The organism is Lacticaseibacillus brantae DSM 23927, assembly GCF_001436115.1.
Classification (GTDB): Bacteria; Bacillota; Bacilli; order Lactobacillales; family Lactobacillaceae; genus Lacticaseibacillus; species Lacticaseibacillus brantae.
The window spans coordinates 151,005-169,228 of the sequence record NZ_AYZQ01000003.1 but is presented as its reverse complement, the minus strand read 5'-3'; the positions used below and the strand labels follow the sequence as shown (position 1 = coordinate 169,228).

The following is an 18,224-nucleotide window of genomic DNA, read 5'->3' as shown; positions in this document are numbered from 1 at the left end:
AGAAACCCACAAGGCTGGGCCTCGGATTCCTACTTCCTGTTGCCACACGTTAAGCTTCAGTGCCCTCATCGTGCTTGTGCTTACGTGCGTAGTACATCCCAGCTGACCCAATAGCAATCAAGCCTGTAGCCGTCAAAATCAGAATGAGTAACCCTTGACCCCCGGTAAATGGCAGGTTGGTGTTTGGTGCGTCAGAAACTGTCGCTGCATACACAGTGTTGCCATTCTGCTGGTCAGTAACTGAGGTGTTGTACGTGACTTTCACGAAGGTCGGTGTTTTTACCAGTTCATATCCACTTGGTGCCACCGTTTCAACTAAGGCATAGTAACGGTATACGTTATTAGCTAAGCTGCCCCCAGTAATATCTACTGGCAGCGCACCCCAATTGGCAGTCCCATTTTCATTTGTGGTCTTGTCAATCGCGTGGAAATTAATGGCTTTTCCATCAGCCGTCGTTGCCGCAACCAAGTTGCCTTGATCCCCTGCTGGCTTAGTTGTGAGTGACGCAGCGGCAGTGGGATAAGCCGCGTCAAAGCTGATTGCCTTATGCACGGTATCCACCCCATGATCAGTGGTGGTGTAATCCGCTCCAGTCAGGTTTGTCCCGGTTGCCACTGTCTTTTCAAAGACTTGGTTGGCATTTTCGGATAACAGCTTAAAGTCAGAAGTCAAACTTGAGTAAATGCCTTGGGCATCAGAGTCACTGGCCGATTGCAATTTACGCAATGCCACGTTGACCTCTGCGACAGCTGCCTTAACATCAGCGGATGCATCGCCTGAAGTGTAGAAGCCCCAAACTGGTAAGGACCAAGCTTGGAAGGTAGCACCAGCCAAATGTGTCGCTTGATCTTGAGTTGAGTTCTTCAACAGATTGAAGCGTCCAAAGTAGACATCTGGTGTATGCGGCGTACTTGGTGTATCCGGTGTATTAGGCGTATTCGGTGTTTCTGGTGGTGTGGTTGGCGGTGTTGGCGGTGTTGGTGGTGTCGTCCCAGTTGTAGGTGGGGTAATCAGCGGCTGGAAGGTATTGGCCAAAACCCCGCCCAAGTCAGCGTTAGAATCAGTCAACTTAGTCCAGATATGGGTGTTCAGGGTTTTTGCGTTTGGCACGGCCTTGATGGCGGCGTATAATTTTGCCTTTCCAGATTCAGTCAGATTAATGACCAGTTGTGTGGCGTTGGTGCCATCCCCAATGGCCGCATTTTGACCCAACCCATTTTGATTGACTGGTGTGACTGTGTTCTGCGCCACAGTGTAATCAGAAGAGGTCAGTGCGACGGGAGTTTCCTTTCCAGCATTGTCATAAATGGAAACTGAAATGCCATGACCATCAGTGCCGTCATAACTTAAACCGGCTGGCAAAATATCGTTCCAGCCAAATTGACCAAAACCAATATTCTTGCCACCGATTGCGGATGACTGGCCCGTACTAATTTTGTTGCTGTTTAACCCGTAATCCCCATTAGTTACGTCAACCTTTTGACCATCGCCATTGGAGGCCCATTCGTGATAATGAACCGACTCCCCGGCATTGGCCGTCGTGGTCGTCCACTCACTATCACCGGGAATGTTTTGATTGAGGCTCCACCAGAAGGTTTCCCCAACTTGTGGCGAATAACCATCACCGCCCATAACGTTCTTTGAGATGGTGTTCGTTGATGGAATGTTCTTGGGATAGGTGTAAACCGTATACAAAAAGCCATCTTTAGAATCACGGTCGGTCTGCGGTAGTACAACAAAGTATGGTGCAGACTTTTCATAGTTGATGACCGTATTGCCGCTGGTTTGGCTCATATTGAAGTTAGTGGCATTGTCCAAGAGTGTCCGATCACCTTTACCCGCGGTGATGGTTGGTGCTGCTCCAGAGCCAGCCCAGAAACCAAGCTCTTCAATTTCCCAGTAACCATCGGCTGCCTTGGCCCCACCCAGCCATTGAGACAATTGCAGAGCAATTTTCCCATCGTTTCCAGTCACACCATAGAAAACGTTACTCGTTTTCGTATACTTACCTGCATCCTTCGTTGGGTCAGTTAAGTCGTACTTGGTGTAATCTGACTTGCCATCTTCAGTCACAAAAGTCGCCCGGAAATAGACATTGGGTAGGACAGGTGAATTTGCGAATGTAGAACCAGGCTTTTGCTTCCCATCATCCTGCCCCCCAACGGTTTGGGCATGCTTTTCAATAACGATGGACCGTGGTGTGGAACTGTCAGGAATTGCATCCTTAGTTGCGGCAATAACAGTCTGGCCGTTGCTGATGACGGTCGTCACTATACCAGTCATCGCGGTTCCAGCAACACTCGTTAAAACCATTGCTGAATACAAAAACTTTTTCATTTTTCGGTTTCTCATTGAACCAATCCTCCTTGGTACGTATTGATGACTAATCAGCATCATGACCGTAAGTATAATTCACACAAACGTCACAAGTCCTTCACCAAATAACAATTATTTTTATGAACTAACTCTGTTTTATTATTCACAAACCCAATAAATCCGCGGTAGACCAATGAATGTGTGCCGATAAAACGATTTCGCACAATTAAATTTTTCCAAATCTATAAATATAAATTTGTTGATTTTGTTAAACCTAAATTAAAAGACGTTTACTTAAAAAATTACAGTCTATTTAAAAGAAACCGTTGTTTTTTCGACAAAAAACCACGCATAATTTGATATGCGTGGTTAGTAAATTCTAATCAATCCATTTACTCTATTGACTTAAAACACTCCATAGATTGATAACTTATGACCGTCGTTTGCGACTGGCCAGACCTAACAAACTGAACAAACTCGTCACGCCCAGTCCTAAAGCGGCTAGAATAGTGTTCTGTTCATCTCCCATTTGCGGAAGAGATTCTGTGCTTGTCAGTTCATGAACCGTGGCCTGACCTGTATGATGCAAGCCAGGTGTATTAGGCCCAATTGGCGTGTGCGTATTCGGCAAGCTCGGATTAGGCTGATGCGGTGTTGTCGGGTCACTTGGTTCGTTGGGCTGACCCGGATTAGTCGGTGTTGGGTCAACTGGTGAAACTGGGTCGGTTGGTGTTGGATCAATTGGTAATACCGGATCTGTTGGTGTCGGATCTGTTGGCGGCGTCACAACCGGTACTGCCGTGTAGGTGACGGTTTGTTCGCTATCTGGCGTGTCTGCTGTCACTGGCGCACTCTCAGGCACCGCAGTTAAATCCGGTGTATAGCCTGATAAAGCCGGGGAATCGACGGCTGGGAAGGTTAGCGCATCCCCCTGCATAATCCAATCGCCGAACGTCACAGCACCGGTGACCCAATCAAGCGTTGCGGAACGCTTGAATTGCACTTCTTGTACCTCATCGGCAAAAGCCTGTCCACCCTCAGCCTTAACATAGTGAATTGTGCGCTGAACAGTTTTACTCGTAACGAGAGCTGTTGGATCAGTCGGCCATTTAGGCGACACGACACCACCAGGATCAACTGGACTACCAGGATCAATCTCTGTACCAGGGTCCACAGTCGTCGTCCTATGTTTAAGATGAATGACCCATGTGTTGTTGGCAGTTGTGATATGATCAATGGCTTTGAAAGTGGCAGTGGTGCCATCAGCCTCATCAATGATCAGATTCGGTTGATTAGGCACGAAAGTATATCGACTCGGGATTGATAAAGGCCAGTCTGCCCACGAAGAATCATTCCAAACTTGGGTGTTTTGATTCTGCGCAGATTCGACCACACTACCTTGAGCATCATCATCAACGAATGTAACAGAAAACGGGATCTTGAAATTTTGAGACCAAACAAACGTCTCAGTTGGACCACCAATTGTCTTATATAAGGCTGCCAAATTGCCTGGCGTATAACGACTCCCATTTGGTGCGAGTGGCTGACCAGAATCAACCGCTTGCCAAGTCGATTCGGCGGCAGTAATTATCTGAGGGTATGTGCTATCGTTGGCATCAGGATCAGTGTCCAAATAGGGCATTCGGCCCCCATTCTTTGGCACTGGGATACTTGGATCCTGGGCAAAAACTATCCCTGGGCCGAGCTTAATCTCCCACAATTGGGAATCACGTGAAAACATATCCGTCGTCTTTGGCAGCTGGTCCTGGCGCACTTTCCACCGACTGAGGTCGATATTTCGCAAGCCACCTTTATCAGCCTGACCATAGTTCTGATACATTTGGGCAAACATCGAGGACATATCTACGACTTGGCCAACGTCAAAACTAGCCACGTCGTCAAGATGCTTCAGCTTCGAGTCGCTAATAAACATCGCGGCCATCGTCGTGACCTGACTCGTGTTCCAGCCCTCAAGACTTAAGTTTGTGAGGTTGTACATGTCCCCAAACGTTCTGTCCATTGCGGTAACGCTACCTGTGTTCCAGTGACTTAAGTCTAGTGAATTCAGGCTCGAACTGGCAAAAGTTCTACTCAAGGACTGTACTTGACTGGTATCAAAATTCTCAATACCAGTGATTGTAGCCTTACCGAGGCCATTTTGCCCACCGAAATTTGAGAATGCACTCGCTAACGTCGTGACCTGACTTGTATTCCAATTGGTTAAATTCACTGATTGCATGGCGCTACGGTCTTGAAAGAGCCCACTCATATCAGTTACATTCGCAGTGTTCCAACTGCTTAAGTCGAGGGTCAGCAGTTTATTCTTGGCGGGGCTTTTTGTCATGGCAAACATGCTGGCCATTTTCGTCACTTGTGATGTATCTAGGTTTTGAATATTGTCAATCTCGGTTAAGGCACTAAGATCGCTGAACAAAAGTGACGAGATACTATTAGCAACCACAGGGCCGTCGATGACAATCTTTGACAGATTATTCGCAAATAACGACACAGATGGCGTGTATTGTGGATTGTCATTGCCAGGTGCCCAAGTTGCAATCCCGCCCGAGAAAAATCGATGGGGGTCGCGAGCTGTCGAGGCCAGCGTGCCAGCATGAAGCGTCATGGTCCCCGAGTCGACATCATAATCCCACTTCACTGTCCCGTTTGTGCCAGTGAGCACTTGCCCGGTGGTAGCAGCAGGCGATACAGTAGCAGCCTGTGGCTGGGGTGTCACATTGGTTGTTTGCGTCGCTGGCTGGACGGACTGACTCTCCCCTTGAAGATTGGTTTGAGCGGTGGGTACTGTCGTTGCTTTGCTCGTCTCAACATCTGCCGCGGGTGTGTTCGGTTGAGACACTGTTGAGGCTGCAGGGGTTGTTGTCAAATCCGCAGCATAGACCTCTGGGCTTTGGGTTATCTGTAAGCCTACAAATACGCCTACTAGACCCACAACAGTTCCTACGACCCATTTCTTCTTGCTTTTATACATTTTGTAATGGTTTGTCGGCATTAATTTTCCCTCCAAATAAAATTCTTTGAATATTGCCTTGCACCCTGTAGACTAGCGCACCCAGTTCCCTAGCACGCATCAATTTCATATAGATCAATTTATAACTGCCGGACTCCCACCTTAAAAGCTTAACCACATGAGTTTCTGTAACCATCCGCGCCAATTTCGATGCAGAAAAACAAATCAGAACTAATCAAAGGTGGACAAACCCTCGAGAATTTCTAACTGATGAAAAAGGCTGCGCAGGTCTCGTTTGGCCCGAACAACGTCAGTTTCCCAGTGGTCTGTATCTTTAATGGTGGGAGCGAGGTATTCGAAGAAACTCATCTCAACAACCATATCGTTCATAAATCCTCTGGCCTTTAAATCTAGCGCCCAAGCAACAGCTAAGCGCATCGCAGCCGAATCTAATGCTGGATACTCATATTGGTGATTAATAACGATTTGGAGGTGTCGACGCATTGTTTGCTCCTCTCTGCGTTAGCCCTGCTTGTACTAAACGCTGAAAATTCTGATAGTCGCTAATTTCATACATCCAAACACTCGTCATAAACCCGCTTTGCTCCAGCTGATCGACTAAAGGCGTTCGTTGATTATAAACAATGACAGACAAAACTCCCGGTACATTGGCCGGATTGCGGTCAAAGGGATTTAAATATCGCACATCCACGACATTACCGAGCTCTTGCACTAGCTTATGAAAGACCGATTCCGGAACTCCAGGCAATAGCAGCACAGACATACGTAGCGCCTTACCTTGAAAGACTGCGAAAACTTCATCAATCAATCGTTTCAACCGAGCTACGTCTTGATATCGCCCAACTGCGTCTAATCTCGGTCTAAGATTGAGAATAAAAGAATTCCGCAGGTCTGGTCGTGAAATCGGTGTGGTATCTAAAGTCGCAAAGTTGTAAAACTCGGACAAAAAGGGCAATTCTCGATTTAAAACGATGAAGTTAAGGCAACTTTGAAATAATAAATGCAGGCCTCGTTCCATCCGCCAACTGCGGGCATCAATCGATTCTCCTGATAGGTACAACGTATGCCCGGCTTGGCGTTCTCGTGTTTGGACGCGCTGTGGATTAATGGCATATGACTGTAAAATAAAAAAAGGCGATAATAGCAGCATTTGTTCAGACTCCGCATACAAACGGTCTGCCTGTGCTAACGGAATGTTCAACGTCTCCGCTAGCTGAATTGTGAAAGAGGTTGTTTTTACCTGAACCGCGACAGGTATCTTGCCAATCATTCCCTGCTGGGATCGATGAAGCATAATTTTTAGCGCTAGCCGATAATTTTCAATTTCATGATTAGCAGCGATTTCATCGGCAGGATGTGCAAGAATTTGAGCCAGCCATGCATTGATAAAACTCGGACTCATCATGGGCCCATCAAGATTTGGAATGAGATAAAAAAGCAGATTGTAAAGAATTTGAGCGTTCATCTCACATCCTTGGATTTGGCCAGTCGTTATCCGTAATGACAAGCCAAAATTATCGATTAAATCCATCAATGGTTTAAGATGTCTTCTTAACGTCGAGTAACTGATATCAGCGTGCTTTAGAAACTGTTCCAGTTGAAACTCAGTATTCGTGAATGATTGCTTGAAATATAAATAAACTAAATTGTGTGTATATAGCCACTGTTTGTAAGTCACAACATCCGGAATGTGTCCGGATTCGGATTGAATCCGATCGATATCCAGCAAAATCTCTCGGTATATCTTGTAAATTGGTTGATAGGCTTCTCCAAGCTGCCGCGCGACAACGGAGATATCAAGATGTTCCCCCATCTCAATCATTTGTAGATAAACATCTATTTTGAGTATTTCTTTGTGTGAGAAAATTACTTGTTCAATAAACATCGGCCTTCCCCTCCGATGATACTTTATCAATGAAATACTCCGAATTAGTGGAACCGTGCTTAATATTCAAAAAAAAGAATGTTGAATTTATCAAAATGAAAAATATTTATTTATGTAAAAGTAATAATTTTCACAATCAAGCTCATAAATTAGTCAAAATCTGACAAAAAAATCTACCCACATCATTTATTCACTGATGTAGATAGATTTTGCGGTCCAACCCTAGGTCACATAAAATGATATATCGTTTCATAACTTTAAACTCAGATTAGTATCGATTACAGTAGCCAATCTGAGATTCCGCATAGCTGCCACTGGGAAGATGCCTTGACCAACAGCACACTTTTGACCCAAAGGTTGAGAGTCCAAGTGCCTCACGCGTCAAGAGCTAATTTAATCAGCAAGTTTTGGTTCGAGAGCGGGACTTTGGCCCCACTTAGAATAAATAACTGAAATTGTTTCCTTCAATTTCTCGACATCGCTGCCGTCTTTATATTTCTCAACACCTGTCACGGTAAGCTTCTTAGGAAGTTTGCTCTTCTTGTCAATCTGATAGGCATAGGTCAACTGACTGACGCTCAGCTTTGATAACTGGACATTCGGCAGGTCGGCCGCAGCCAGATTTGCGCCTGCTTTAACGGCCTCATTAGCTTCTGAATCAGTCAGATCAATCTTGATATTATAATTATTGGTGTCGCTTGTGACTTGTGCCCGCTTAAGAATCTTTTGTGATAAGTTCTGCATTGCATTGGTTTTCCCAATATTCGCCATATTCGAAAAAGTTTTAGCTGCACTACTTGATGTCGAGGCGTCGTACCACTCGTCATCTTCAGCGACATAGACTTTTTTCCCCGCTACATATATTTTATACGCCGTTAAATCTTTACCATCCTTCATGCTGAAAGCACTCAACGAGGCCGCAGGTTTGAAATTGATATCAGAAACCATCCCAATCTTTACGGCGCCCGCTTCTGAAGAAGACACCTTTGAATTATAGACCATGTGAACATTAGCCTTTTTTGTCTGGGCATCTTCTGTCTGTTTCAGCAATTTGGTAGCAGAAGGTTCGTTGCTTACCTTGGCCTTACTGGAAGTACTTGTTGTTTTCCCACATGCCGTCATCAAGACAGCTAAACCTATGACACTTGAAATAACCCACTTTTTCATCGTTGAATCTCCTATTCTGTTTTTACGCCTATTATTATGCCTTTGCCAAGACTGCAGCCAGCATAAAAAGAAGCCATCTCAATATTATTTACTATTTTTGATGGTTTAATAGTCCTTTTCCAAAAAAGATAAATAAGATTGCATTATTATAATCATTACCATTTCTACCGTGATCTGGAAGGACAAGAATTCCACTCATGGAATCGAGAACGAATGAGCCAACTTAAGTTGATAAATCGATGTAGCCAAGGCATTGGTAAGATTTTCATAACGAAACTGGCGTTACGAAAGGACGCAAAAACACCTGACCCAGTTGTTACTGGGTCAGGTGTTTTAAAATTTAGAATGTTTACTTAATTGGCTTCCATACCCAATCGAGAACTTCAGGAATATCTTCCCCATGTTCACGAATGTAATCGTGGTGATATTGGAGGGTATCGTCCATCTTCTGGATGAAGGCAGCAGCTTTTTGTTCATAGCCAGGAACATGACTAATGGCGTCCTTAGCCAAGTGATAACGATCAAGTTCGTTAACAACCCGCATGTCGAATGGGGTCGTAATGTCCCCTTCTTCACGGTAACCATGAATCATGATGTTGTGGTTGTGACGAGTGAACCAGATGTCACGAATGAGACCTTCGAAACCATGGTAAGCAAAGAGAATTGGCTTGTCTTTAGTAAAGATTTGGTCAAATTCGTCTTCACTGAACCCACGAGGGTCAATTTCAGGGCTCCGCAACTTCAAGAGGTCAACAACGTTAATGAACCGAATCTTCAGTTCTGGGAAGGCATCGTGAAGCAAGTTGATGGCAGCCAGACTTTCCATATTAGGTTCTGTCCCAGCAGCAGCCATCACTAAGTCAGGTTCAACCCCATCATCGTTAGAAGCCCAATCAATGCGCTTCAAACCATTTTGAGCCAGAACAGTAGCTTCTTCGATGCTGTAGAACTGAGGCCGTGGTTGCTTAGAAGAAATCAAGATATTAACTGTGTTTTGTGAGCCGAAGAGTAATGGTGATACGGCCAACAATGAGTTCGCATCAGCAGGCAGATATTCACGAATGAATTCAGCCTTTTTCTCAGCCACGTGAGTCAAGATACCTGGATCTTGGTGCGTGTATCCGTTGTGATCTTGTTGGAAACTGGTTGAAGTTGAAACCACATTCAAGCTAGGGTAAGCCTTGTGCCATGGTTCTTCACTCGCCTTACGAATCCACTTGAAGTGTTGCGTAATCATAGAATCCACGACCCGCAAGAAGGCTTCATAACTGGTGAACAGACCGTGACGACCAGTCAAGGTATAACCTTCGTTAAAGCCTTCAGATTGATGTTCAGATAATTGTGAATCAATAATCCGGCCACTTGGTGCCAAGTATTGGTCAGCAGGTTCGTGAATTGGTTCCATCCATTGCCGGTTTGTCACTTCAAACAAGCTGTATAACCGGTTAGACATAGTTTCATCAGGGCCAAAGATCCGGAAGTTTGTTGGGTTCAACTTAATTAAGTCGCGCAAGTAGTCAGACCAGATAATCATATCTTGCTTAACTTGCTTCCCATGTTCCGTATTGTCCAGAGCATACTTGGTGTAGTCTGGGAGCACTAATGGCTTAGGATCAATCCCACCGTTGGTAATTGGGTTGGCGGCCATGCGCTTGTCACCCTTTGGTGGTAAGGCGGCTAATTCAGGAATCAACTTGCCGTTTTCATCAAAGAGTTCTTCAGGTTTATAAGACTTCAACCATGAAACTAAGTCATCGGCGTGTTGCATGTCGCCTGAATCAACAGGAATTGGAATTTGGTGGGCACGGAATGAACCTTCAATTGGTTCGCCGTCCCATGTCTTAGGACCAGTCCAGCCCTTTGGTGTACGGACAATGATGACTGGCCAGTGTGGCATGGTCTCGTCGCCAGTTTCGCGCGCATGCTTTTGAATGGCCTTAATCTTCTCGATGGCAGTGTCCAAAGTCTTCGCCATCACTGGGTTCAACTTGTCAGCGTCGTCACCTTCAACAAAGTATGGGTCCCAGCCAAGACCTTCAAAGTACTTGGTTAAGTCTTCGTCAGACTTCCGAGACAGGATTGTTGGGTTAGAAATCTTAAACCCGTTCATGTGCACGATTGGTAAAATCGCCCCATCATGAATTGGGTTAATAAACGTATTTGAGAACCAGCTTGCTGCTAATGGGCCAGTTTCGGTTTCACCGTCACCAGTAACCACGGCTGCAATAACGTCAGGATTATCGAGAATAGCCCCGGTCGCATGACTCAAAGCGTAACCCAGTTCGCCACCTTCATGGATTGAACCTGGTGTTTGGGCACTCGCGTGAGAAGCCACCCCACCTGGGAAACTAAATTGCTTAAAGAGATGCTTCATCCCTTCTTCATCCTGGCTAATGCGAGGATAAATATCGGAATAGGTGCCATCAAGGTATGAGTTAGATACCATGACTTGGCCACCATGACCTGGTCCTTCAATATAGAACATGTTCAAATCATACTTATTAATGACACGGTTTAAATGCGTGTAAATAAAGTTCTGACCTGCAATTGTCCCCCAGTGACCAATTGGGTGATACTTCACATCAGTATCCTTCAATGGCCGCTTCAACAATGGGTTATCAAGCAAATACAATTGACCCACAGAAATATAGTTCGCTGCCCGCCAATAAGCGGTCATTTTATCGAAATATTCTTGTGAAGAGTAATCAACAGCTGTTGTCATGAATATCCCTACCTTTTCTGGTTTGATGAGCACAGTATACCACATCTAAGTGTTTTTCGCTTAACTTTACTTAAAAAAACTGAAAAACACTTAAATAAGGGACACCGCTTACAGATGTCAGTATAACGCGATCCCCATAATTTAACGAAAATAAAGCCTCAATCACTTGGCCTTTTGTCTCAAAAGCGGGTAGAATCGATGTTGGAGATGATTGTGATGAAATTGTCAAAGTTTGATTGGTTACTGACTGGGTTTGGTTTTTTGGGTGCACTGTTTCTTACAGGATTTGGTGCTTGGCTACCCGCGCTAATCGTGATTGCATTAATGCTTGGCGCGGTCAGTATCGATAAAAAGCTATTATTCTAATTCTACGGCGCTCACGCGAGCGCTATTTTTTTGGCCCGATTTTGATTTTTTTGCTCAAAATTATACAATTGTTATTGTGAGATAACTGGGAGGTTATTAAAATGAAAAATCAGATTCGGGCAATTTTGGGTTTATCTGTGATACTTTTTCTCGGTGGCTGTCAGCCTAAACAGGCTGCCCCCACGCATACTTCGTCTTCTTCGAGCTCAGTGGTCGTGAAGAAAGCCCCGACTGTTGTGACTGCCAAAACGCTGCAGACTAATGAACAGTCTCAAGTGACAGCCGCGATATATTACGGAGCCGGTACCTTCAAAACATCGGCTTGGCAAGAGATGCAGCGGGAAATCCATACGTCACTCGTCATCCACAAAGCTGCAGGTGACGATCCGATTCAGTATCAAGTCGCGATGACCAACAACGTCATCATTGGATACACCCCAGCGAAAACAAAAATCACGCTCTGTTCGGATAACGCCCAAGTAGGCGCCATCACAATCAAGAAACTGGCCACGTATGTCGACAAACACTTCACCAAGTCTGCTTGGCGAAAAGCTGTGAAGAAGACAACGATCGTCCAAGAAACTGCACCTACATCCAGCAGTAGTAGCCAAGCAGCATCCTCAGCAAGTCACCAACAAACCGCCGCGGCGTCAAGCAACGATGCCACCAGTGCTAGCAATGATCAAAGTGCCGCTAGCAGCGATGACAGTGACAAACCGTTAACCCTGGCCCAGGCCAACGCGATTATGAAGCCTTATTTCCAATCCGTTTATAACGGCAAAGCTGATGGCTATACCTTTGCACAATTGAAATCAGAGAAGCTCAGTGATGAAATCTGGATTTACCGGACACCTGATCAGAATTATTTCTGGTATGTCCAAGCCGGCGGCGTTTATTCGCCTCGCCAAAATCACGTCCTCTTGGAACAGTAATTAATTATCACCTCATTGGGGGGTCCGCCTGAGGATGAGGTGATTTTTATTCGGCCTATTTAGAAAAAAGTCTAAATAGTTTGGCTATTTGGCCGAGAACAGGTTATAATCTATTTAGAAAGATATCTAATTAGGAGGTGTTGTCATGGCAATGAACCAAACCTTAAAAGCCATTGCCGACCCAATTCGCCGGCGTATCTTGGAATTGCTGCGGACGCGCAGCTATTCTGCCGGTGAGTTGGCCGCACAGTTTGACCTGCAGCAAGCGACCATCTCATATCACTTGAAGCTTTTGAAACAGGCCGGTCTGATTAGCGAGCGGCGGGATAAGAATTTCATCTACTATGATCTCAATGCCAGTGTGTTTGAAGAAGTCCTTAGTTGGATTTACAGTCTCGGAGGTGACAATCATGAATAAAACTTGGAAAACATTAATCATCAGCAGTCTCATCATTCTCGCACCAATCATCTATGGACTCAGCGAGTATCAAGCACTCCCCGATCGCATGGTCATTCACTTTAATTATATGAACCAACCAGATCAATGGGCAGCTAAACCCATCGTTGTCTTTGGCATTCCAATCATGATGCTGCTGTTACAATGGTTCGCCGTTGGCATCACTAGTCTCCGGTCAAAAGGTCAAGCGCCTGCCCCTCGGTTTGAACGGGTCGTCTATAGCATCATCCCCATTTTGACTGTGGTATTATACATCACCATGATTCGCTTCAGCCTCGGCCAAGCGATGGACATTCGTCGCATTGCCTTATTCATCATTGGCTTGATCTTTCTCAGCATGGGCAATTACCTGCCAACTATCCCAGCCGACAGCGGCTTAATGAACGCGCACTGGCCACGCATCAAGAATCAGGCCGTCTGGCGCCGGCTGAACCGGGTACTGGGGTATAGCTTTGTTGGCGGGGGACTGCTTGTGTTACTCAGCTTGTTCTTCTCCCCAATAATTTCAGTGATTTTCTTGGGCATCTTCCTCATTTGGCTGTTTGGTATTCTGCTCTACAGTGTCCGCATTGCCATTAAGACGCAATAAAAAATAACCCTCAGTGCAAAAATGCGCTGAGGGCTATTTTTATAAAGCGTGCACGGCATTACTATTGTCAACATCAAAGTAAGTCACGTCAGAGATTGTCTGATCAATGGCTTTTTCATTGAAAGCTAACCCATTGCCCGTCTGCATGACCAATGTGCGTTGGCTTAAATCATAGCCTACCCAATAGCGGGTGTAATCAGTCAATGGAGACTGTGGATTGGCATGTTCTAACCCGCGGGGAATAATCACTGACCGAAACGCAGCATACAGTTGATTCAGACCTTGGTCGGCGGTGAAAGTGTCCATATGATTGGCGATCACCGCAGCGCGCGTAAACCGCGAGACGGACGTGAAGTCGCCGGGTAAGCCATACAGCCCATAACCGGTCCCACCTTCGATTGGGTGCAACGTCAAGTTAGGATTCCACTCTTGATCGGCCGTAATATTTTGGTCGGTCATCCCCATATAGTTGCGTAAGTTGGTGGTCTGCCAACCATACTCCGGACTATTGGTGACAACGCCAATATTGTCATATAGCTTAAACGCCCCATCATTAACGGGTTCAAGGACAATGCTGTCGCCAGTTTCATCGACAAACGTGTAGTGCGCTGGAATTGAATACTTCCCACCATTCACTTCTAACGGTTGGTCCAAGAGGGCGAACTTTTGATAATCGGCGCGGATTTCCGCAACGGACGCATACTGACTCAAGACATAGGTCACGAATTCTTCGCCAATCACAGGGGTCAAGCCGCGCGCAGCGATGGATTCTTGGCTGGCCCGGGTGCATTCCATTAAGACCTGAATATCGCCAGCCAGACCTGCTTCATTCACGCCATCGTATAAAATATGCGTGCCCTTGCCACCAACACCAACAACGGCGTATTTGGATTGCCAGCTGTTCAGGACGCTTTTGATCTGAATCCCTTGCGGATACGCCACGACGCACGATGGCATCGGGTTCCCATCTTCACCAAACATGCCCGCGGCCAGATCCATGGTCCGTCCCCAGAAGACCTTCCCATCAGTAGATGACAATCTAATTCCTGTACACATCACAATGCCTTCTTTCATTCAATTAAAGTCATACTACACCTTCATAAAAAATGGCGCGAACCCATTTGACTGGATTCGCGCCATTAATTTTTATGCTGCGATTTTACTTTTCAACTGCTTGGAGTTCTTGGTTGTTATCAAGTTGGGAAATTCCCATCAGATGACGACGTTGTAAGAAAATCATGCTTAACCATAACAGGAGTAAGCTGACGCCACTGACCAAGATTAAGAACCAAACCGCACCAGTGGTTGTACCTGAAGCAATTCCGCCAGTCAAAGCATTCCGGAAACCTAAGATTGAGTACGTCATTGGCAGGAATGGGTGAATGGCATTATAGAAGCCATTGGTAATTTCCATTGGGAAGGTCCCACCGGAACCACCTAATTGCAACATCAGTAAGACCATCGCGATGAAACGACCTGGGTTGTCGAGTAACATTGACAAGAACATCACCAGGTACATTGACGCTAGGGCAAACAGAATGGCGAACAAGTAGTACTGCCCAACATGAGCAACTGTTAAGCCACCAACCATCATCAAGGTTGCTTCGACAACTGCGGCCCCGACAGCGACAACGCCGCCAAGCACAGCCTTAGAAACAAACCATTGTGTTGCAGTACCGTCGGCCTTTGAAACCTTACGGATTGGGTAAGCGAAGTTGAAGACCAAGGCCCCAACGTAAAGTGCTAAGGAAAGCACATAAGGTGCTAAAGCATGCCCGTAGTTAGGAACATATGAATAGTTCTTGTGGGTCACTTTCGTTGGTGCAGCGAACATATCAGATGTTGCGCTGGTTGTCTTAATGCCATTGATTTGCTTAGCACCAGAACCTAATTGCGTTGCCAAGCTCTTGGAACCAGTTTGTAACTTGCTTGCGCCATCAGTTAATTGACCGCTATTACCGTTCAATTCTGATGCCCCACTGGCCAACTGGTTAACACCACTCATCAAGGTTGGGATCTGACCATTCAACTGGCCAAGACCGTTATCCAATTGTGTTGCACCGGTTGCCAATTGGCCAACACCAGATGTTAAGGCAGGAATTTGACCATTTAATGTGGTTAAGCCGGTACTTACTTGAGCGGCACCTGAGTTCAATTGAGAAACGCCAGTGACTAAAGCAGGTACTTGTCCATTGAGCTTTGCAGTCCCAGCTTCTAATTCTTTGGCACCAGCCACAATTGCAGCGCTATTGGCATTGAGTTGCGTGCTGCCGGTATTAAGTTTATTGATACCTGCAACCAAGGCGCCCGTAGAATTAGCTAATTGAGCAGTTCCAGCCGAAAGTTGGTTAGCACCAGAAGCGATTGACGACAAACCATCAGAAACGCTTGTGGAACTGGCACCGACAATGGCATTAATTTTCTGGCCTAAGGCAGCCACAGCAGCTTTATCGGCATCATTCGACATTTGTCCTGCCGTCTCTTGGAGCGCAGCTTGCAATGCTTGTGCACTTTGTTGATTACCTTCACTAACCTTGCTCTGCATTGAAGCCACACCATTTGCCAGTCCTGCGGCACCACTATTCAAATCATTGACACCTTTTGTCAGCTCTGGCGCTTGCGCTGCCATTTCATTAATGCCCTTAGCTAAGCTACCAACACCTGCGGTATAGGTGGTTAGTCCACCAACAAGTGAGGTTGATCCGGTAGCCAATTGACTTGCACCCTTTTGAAGCTCGCCAGTCTTACCATACAGAACGCTTAACCCATTAGAAACTTGAGAAGCCCCACCGTTCAAGCGGCTTACACCACTTGCTAATGGTGCAACCTTGCCATTCAATTGGCCTAAGCCAGTATCCAATTGGCTCGCACCGGTGGCGAGTTGTTGAACACCAGATGACAATGGGCTCACTTGAACCTTCATGGTTTGCAAACCATCATTCACTTGAGAAACCCCAACGGTGTACTTGTTTAACCCATTGTCCAAGGTCACGAGGCCGTCACCCAGTTGGGTCGCGCCGTCAGCAGCCTTGGTCATGCCCTTACCAACCAATTTCATTTGGCTGAATAAGGCGCTGGCATAAACATTAGTCACCTTGGCCCGGATTTCAGAATTTAACTTATCAACCCCAACGCCACTAATAACTTGGCTCAAGTAGTTCAAGGAGTCGTTGGTTTCATAAGTTAAGTTCATCTTCTTGGGTTTATCTTTTAAAACTGTTGCGGCGTTAGCCGAGAAGTTGGAAGGAATCGTAATAACCGTGTAGTACTTGTTATCCTTCATCCCTTTTTTGGCTTGAGCTGCTGAAACAAAGCGCCAGCCAAGTTGATCGTCCTTCTTCAATGTCTTAACCATTTCGTCCCCAACGGCGATGGTTTTACCTTGATAGTCCACAGCCTTATCTTGGTTAACGACTGCGACAGGCAAGTCCTTGGTATCCCCATAAGGATCCCAAACGGACTTTAAGAAGAAGATGGAGTAAAGAAATGGAATCAGCATGATGACCAACACTGATAGTAAAATCATGCGGTTCTTGCCGATGAACTTAAATTCGTCTTTTAGCATTGCGTACCTCCTATTGAATAGTTGCTGGATCGGCTTCATCGAGATAAAGTCCGAGTAGTTCTTGGAATGAGGTCTTCCGGCTAGGATTTCGATCAGGTAAAAAGCCCATGATTTCCAAGACCGTAAAGCCTAAAACTGAACTGATAAACGCTTGTACATAGGCGCTGGTATCCATATGGCGCAATTTAACATTTTTGACCAAGCGCCGCAGTAAACCGAGGGCCCTACCAGTTGCTTCAACAAACGGACTCGTTTCAGGGTAGTTATGGATGAAATAGAGTAATTCAACCATTGGCCCTTCGCTATCGAAGTAATCATGTGCGGTTTCAGCATAAATCTTCAATGCTTCGCGTCCAGAAACGCCAGATAACCGTTCAACGAGCTGTTGATACAAGCGATCCATGAATTCAGTACCCAATGTTTCAATCACTTCATCCATATTGTGGAAGTAGTTATAGAGTGACTGTGACCGAATATCAAGTTCTTTGGCTAAGCTTTGAAACGACAATGATTGAAAGCTGCCATCCCGCAGGACAATCTCTCTAGCAGCCTCCAACACTTTGTCATGATCAAGTACCCGATGTTTCCCCATGTCGGTGCCTCCCCTCAAAGTATTCTCTAATTACAATATGTGAATATACTCCGATTGTTTGAAGTTTGCAACCTACAAGTTGTAGTTTGTTGAAAATATTTTTTGGGGAGAGGGGTTTTGAAGAAAACTTTCAGGATTATCTGTCATGCGGATTGCGGAAAAAGCGCGCCCGCATCCTTTGGCCACGCCAATGCGCTAACCGATAACGGACGTGAAGCACCCCGATGACCACCATCAGCACATCAAGCGCAACGCTGAACCAGATTGAACCCGACGGTAAGTATTGGGCCATCAGCGCGCCGGTGCTTGCCACCCCGTTGAGAATGCCAGCTAACGCGATGTAGAACCAGGCCGTGGCCCGATTAAAGAAACTAAACAAGTCAGCAGCTTCTTCTTGTTCATTGATGCGATCGTGAAGAATTCGCTGCAGCCGTTGGCGCTCCCGTTTTAATTTGAGCGGTGGCAAGATCCAGTACCAAGGCGACACCTTCGGATAGGGGGTGGTATCCTTCAATTTATCAACAATTCGTTTCTGGTCAGTCAATTCCAGGGCGCCTTGGTACAGTGAAAAGCCATACAGCAACCACGTCCCCATAAAAGTCATAATCACGTAAACCTGTTCACGCATCATCGGTGATCACCT

The 18,224-nt window shown here is 45.8% G+C and carries 14 protein-coding genes; 4 read left to right on the top strand and 10 right to left on the bottom strand.

Going from position 1 to position 18,224, the window contains the following annotated elements; translation table 11 throughout:
• Nucleotides 1-49 precede the first annotated feature (49 nt).
• The 6 genes from FC34_RS06865 to FC34_RS06840 form a co-directional block, all read right to left on the bottom strand.
• Entirely contained in the window at nt 50-2,353 is a 2,304-nt protein-coding gene (locus FC34_RS06865) for an isopeptide-forming domain-containing protein (protein ID WP_157052267.1), read from the bottom strand.
• Nucleotides 2,354-2,747: 394 nt separating this feature from the next.
• Nucleotides 2,748-5,327 (bottom strand): BspA family leucine-rich repeat surface protein, encoded by a 2,580-nt coding sequence (locus FC34_RS06860; protein ID WP_057894676.1) that lies wholly within the window; start codon nt 5,325-5,327, stop codon nt 2,748-2,750.
• Nucleotides 5,328-5,516: 189 nt separating this feature from the next.
• Entirely contained in the window at nt 5,517-5,789 is a 273-nt protein-coding gene (locus FC34_RS06855; protein WP_057894675.1) for a hypothetical protein, read from the bottom strand.
• Complete coding sequence (locus tag FC34_RS06850; protein WP_057894674.1) at nt 5,761-7,191, bottom strand: helix-turn-helix domain-containing protein; 1,431 nt, start codon at nt 7,189-7,191, stop codon at nt 5,761-5,763. The genes FC34_RS06855 and FC34_RS06850 overlap by 29 nt, the downstream gene beginning before the upstream one ends.
• Before the next feature lie 393 nt (nt 7,192-7,584).
• Nucleotides 7,585-8,358: a DUF6612 family protein gene (locus FC34_RS06845; protein WP_057894673.1), complete on the bottom strand. Its 774-nt coding sequence runs from the start codon at nt 8,356-8,358 to the stop codon at nt 7,585-7,587.
• A 349-nt stretch (nt 8,359-8,707) separates the two neighbouring features.
• Entirely contained in the window at nt 8,708-11,080 is a 2,373-nt protein-coding gene (locus FC34_RS06840) for a phosphoketolase family protein (RefSeq protein WP_057894672.1), read from the bottom strand.
• Nucleotides 11,081-11,296: 216 nt separating this feature from the next.
• On the opposite strand from FC34_RS06840, the gene FC34_RS09770 reads away from it, so the two are divergent.
• From FC34_RS09770 to FC34_RS06825, 4 genes are all read left to right on the top strand, one after another.
• Nucleotides 11,297-11,446: a hypothetical protein gene (locus FC34_RS09770; RefSeq protein WP_169790025.1), complete on the top strand. Its 150-nt coding sequence runs from the start codon at nt 11,297-11,299 to the stop codon at nt 11,444-11,446.
• 101 nt (nt 11,447-11,547) lie between these two features.
• Nucleotides 11,548-12,378 (top strand): hypothetical protein, encoded by an 831-nt coding sequence (locus FC34_RS06835; protein ID WP_057894671.1) that lies wholly within the window; start codon nt 11,548-11,550, stop codon nt 12,376-12,378.
• A 145-nt stretch (nt 12,379-12,523) separates the two neighbouring features.
• Entirely contained in the window at nt 12,524-12,796 is a 273-nt protein-coding gene (locus FC34_RS06830) for an autorepressor SdpR family transcription factor (protein WP_057894670.1), read from the top strand.
• A complete protein-coding gene (locus FC34_RS06825) occupies nt 12,789-13,424 on the top strand; it encodes a DUF1648 domain-containing protein (RefSeq protein WP_057894669.1) in 636 nt (211 codons plus the stop codon). The genes FC34_RS06830 and FC34_RS06825 overlap by 8 nt, the downstream gene beginning before the upstream one ends.
• A gap of 39 nt (nt 13,425-13,463) precedes the next feature.
• Here the strand turns inward: FC34_RS06825 and FC34_RS06820 are convergent, their stop codons facing one another.
• From FC34_RS06820 to FC34_RS06805, 4 genes are all read right to left on the bottom strand, one after another.
• A complete protein-coding gene (locus FC34_RS06820; RefSeq protein ID WP_057894668.1) occupies nt 13,464-14,480 on the bottom strand; it encodes a linear amide C-N hydrolase in 1,017 nt (338 codons plus the stop codon).
• 103 nt (nt 14,481-14,583) lie between these two features.
• A complete protein-coding gene (locus tag FC34_RS06815) occupies nt 14,584-16,989 on the bottom strand; it encodes a YhgE/Pip domain-containing protein (RefSeq protein ID WP_057894667.1) in 2,406 nt (801 codons plus the stop codon).
• Nucleotides 16,990-16,999: 10 nt separating this feature from the next.
• A complete protein-coding gene (locus tag FC34_RS06810; RefSeq protein ID WP_057894666.1) occupies nt 17,000-17,581 on the bottom strand; it encodes a TetR/AcrR family transcriptional regulator in 582 nt (193 codons plus the stop codon).
• A gap of 136 nt (nt 17,582-17,717) precedes the next feature.
• Nucleotides 17,718-18,212 carry a hypothetical protein gene (locus FC34_RS06805; protein ID WP_057894665.1) on the bottom strand — a complete coding sequence of 165 codons (495 nt, stop codon included), beginning with the start codon at nt 18,210-18,212 and terminating at the stop codon, nt 17,718-17,720.
• Between the last annotated feature and the right edge of the window lie 12 nt (nt 18,213-18,224).

What these genes read in the sequence shown, in the direction of transcription:
- FC34_RS06865 (WP_157052267.1), bottom strand. Translation starts at nt 2,353, where the DNA reads ATGAGAAACCGAAAAATGAAAAAGTTTTTGTATTCAGCAATGGTTTTA.
- FC34_RS06860 (WP_057894676.1), bottom strand. Translation starts at nt 5,327, where the DNA reads ATGCCGACAAACCATTACAAAATGTATAAAAGCAAGAAGAAATGGGTC.
- FC34_RS06855 (WP_057894675.1), bottom strand. Translation starts at nt 5,789, where the DNA reads ATGCGTCGACACCTCCAAATCGTTATTAATCACCAATATGAGTATCCA.
- FC34_RS06850 (WP_057894674.1), bottom strand. Translation starts at nt 7,191, where the DNA reads ATGTTTATTGAACAAGTAATTTTCTCACACAAAGAAATACTCAAAATA.
- FC34_RS06845 (WP_057894673.1), bottom strand. Translation starts at nt 8,358, where the DNA reads ATGAAAAAGTGGGTTATTTCAAGTGTCATAGGTTTAGCTGTCTTGATG.
- FC34_RS06840 (WP_057894672.1), bottom strand. Translation starts at nt 11,080, where the DNA reads ATGACAACAGCTGTTGATTACTCTTCACAAGAATATTTCGATAAAATG.
- FC34_RS09770 (WP_169790025.1), top strand. Translation starts at nt 11,297, where the DNA reads ATGAAATTGTCAAAGTTTGATTGGTTACTGACTGGGTTTGGTTTTTTG.
- FC34_RS06835 (WP_057894671.1), top strand. Translation starts at nt 11,548, where the DNA reads ATGAAAAATCAGATTCGGGCAATTTTGGGTTTATCTGTGATACTTTTT.
- FC34_RS06830 (WP_057894670.1), top strand. Translation starts at nt 12,524, where the DNA reads ATGGCAATGAACCAAACCTTAAAAGCCATTGCCGACCCAATTCGCCGG.
- FC34_RS06825 (WP_057894669.1), top strand. Translation starts at nt 12,789, where the DNA reads ATGAATAAAACTTGGAAAACATTAATCATCAGCAGTCTCATCATTCTC.
- FC34_RS06820 (WP_057894668.1), bottom strand. Translation starts at nt 14,480, where the DNA reads ATGTGTACAGGAATTAGATTGTCATCTACTGATGGGAAGGTCTTCTGG.
- FC34_RS06815 (WP_057894667.1), bottom strand. Translation starts at nt 16,989, where the DNA reads ATGCTAAAAGACGAATTTAAGTTCATCGGCAAGAACCGCATGATTTTA.
- FC34_RS06810 (WP_057894666.1), bottom strand. Translation starts at nt 17,581, where the DNA reads ATGGGGAAACATCGGGTACTTGATCATGACAAAGTGTTGGAGGCTGCT.
- FC34_RS06805 (WP_057894665.1), bottom strand. Translation starts at nt 18,212, where the DNA reads ATGATGCGTGAACAGGTTTACGTGATTATGACTTTTATGGGGACGTGG.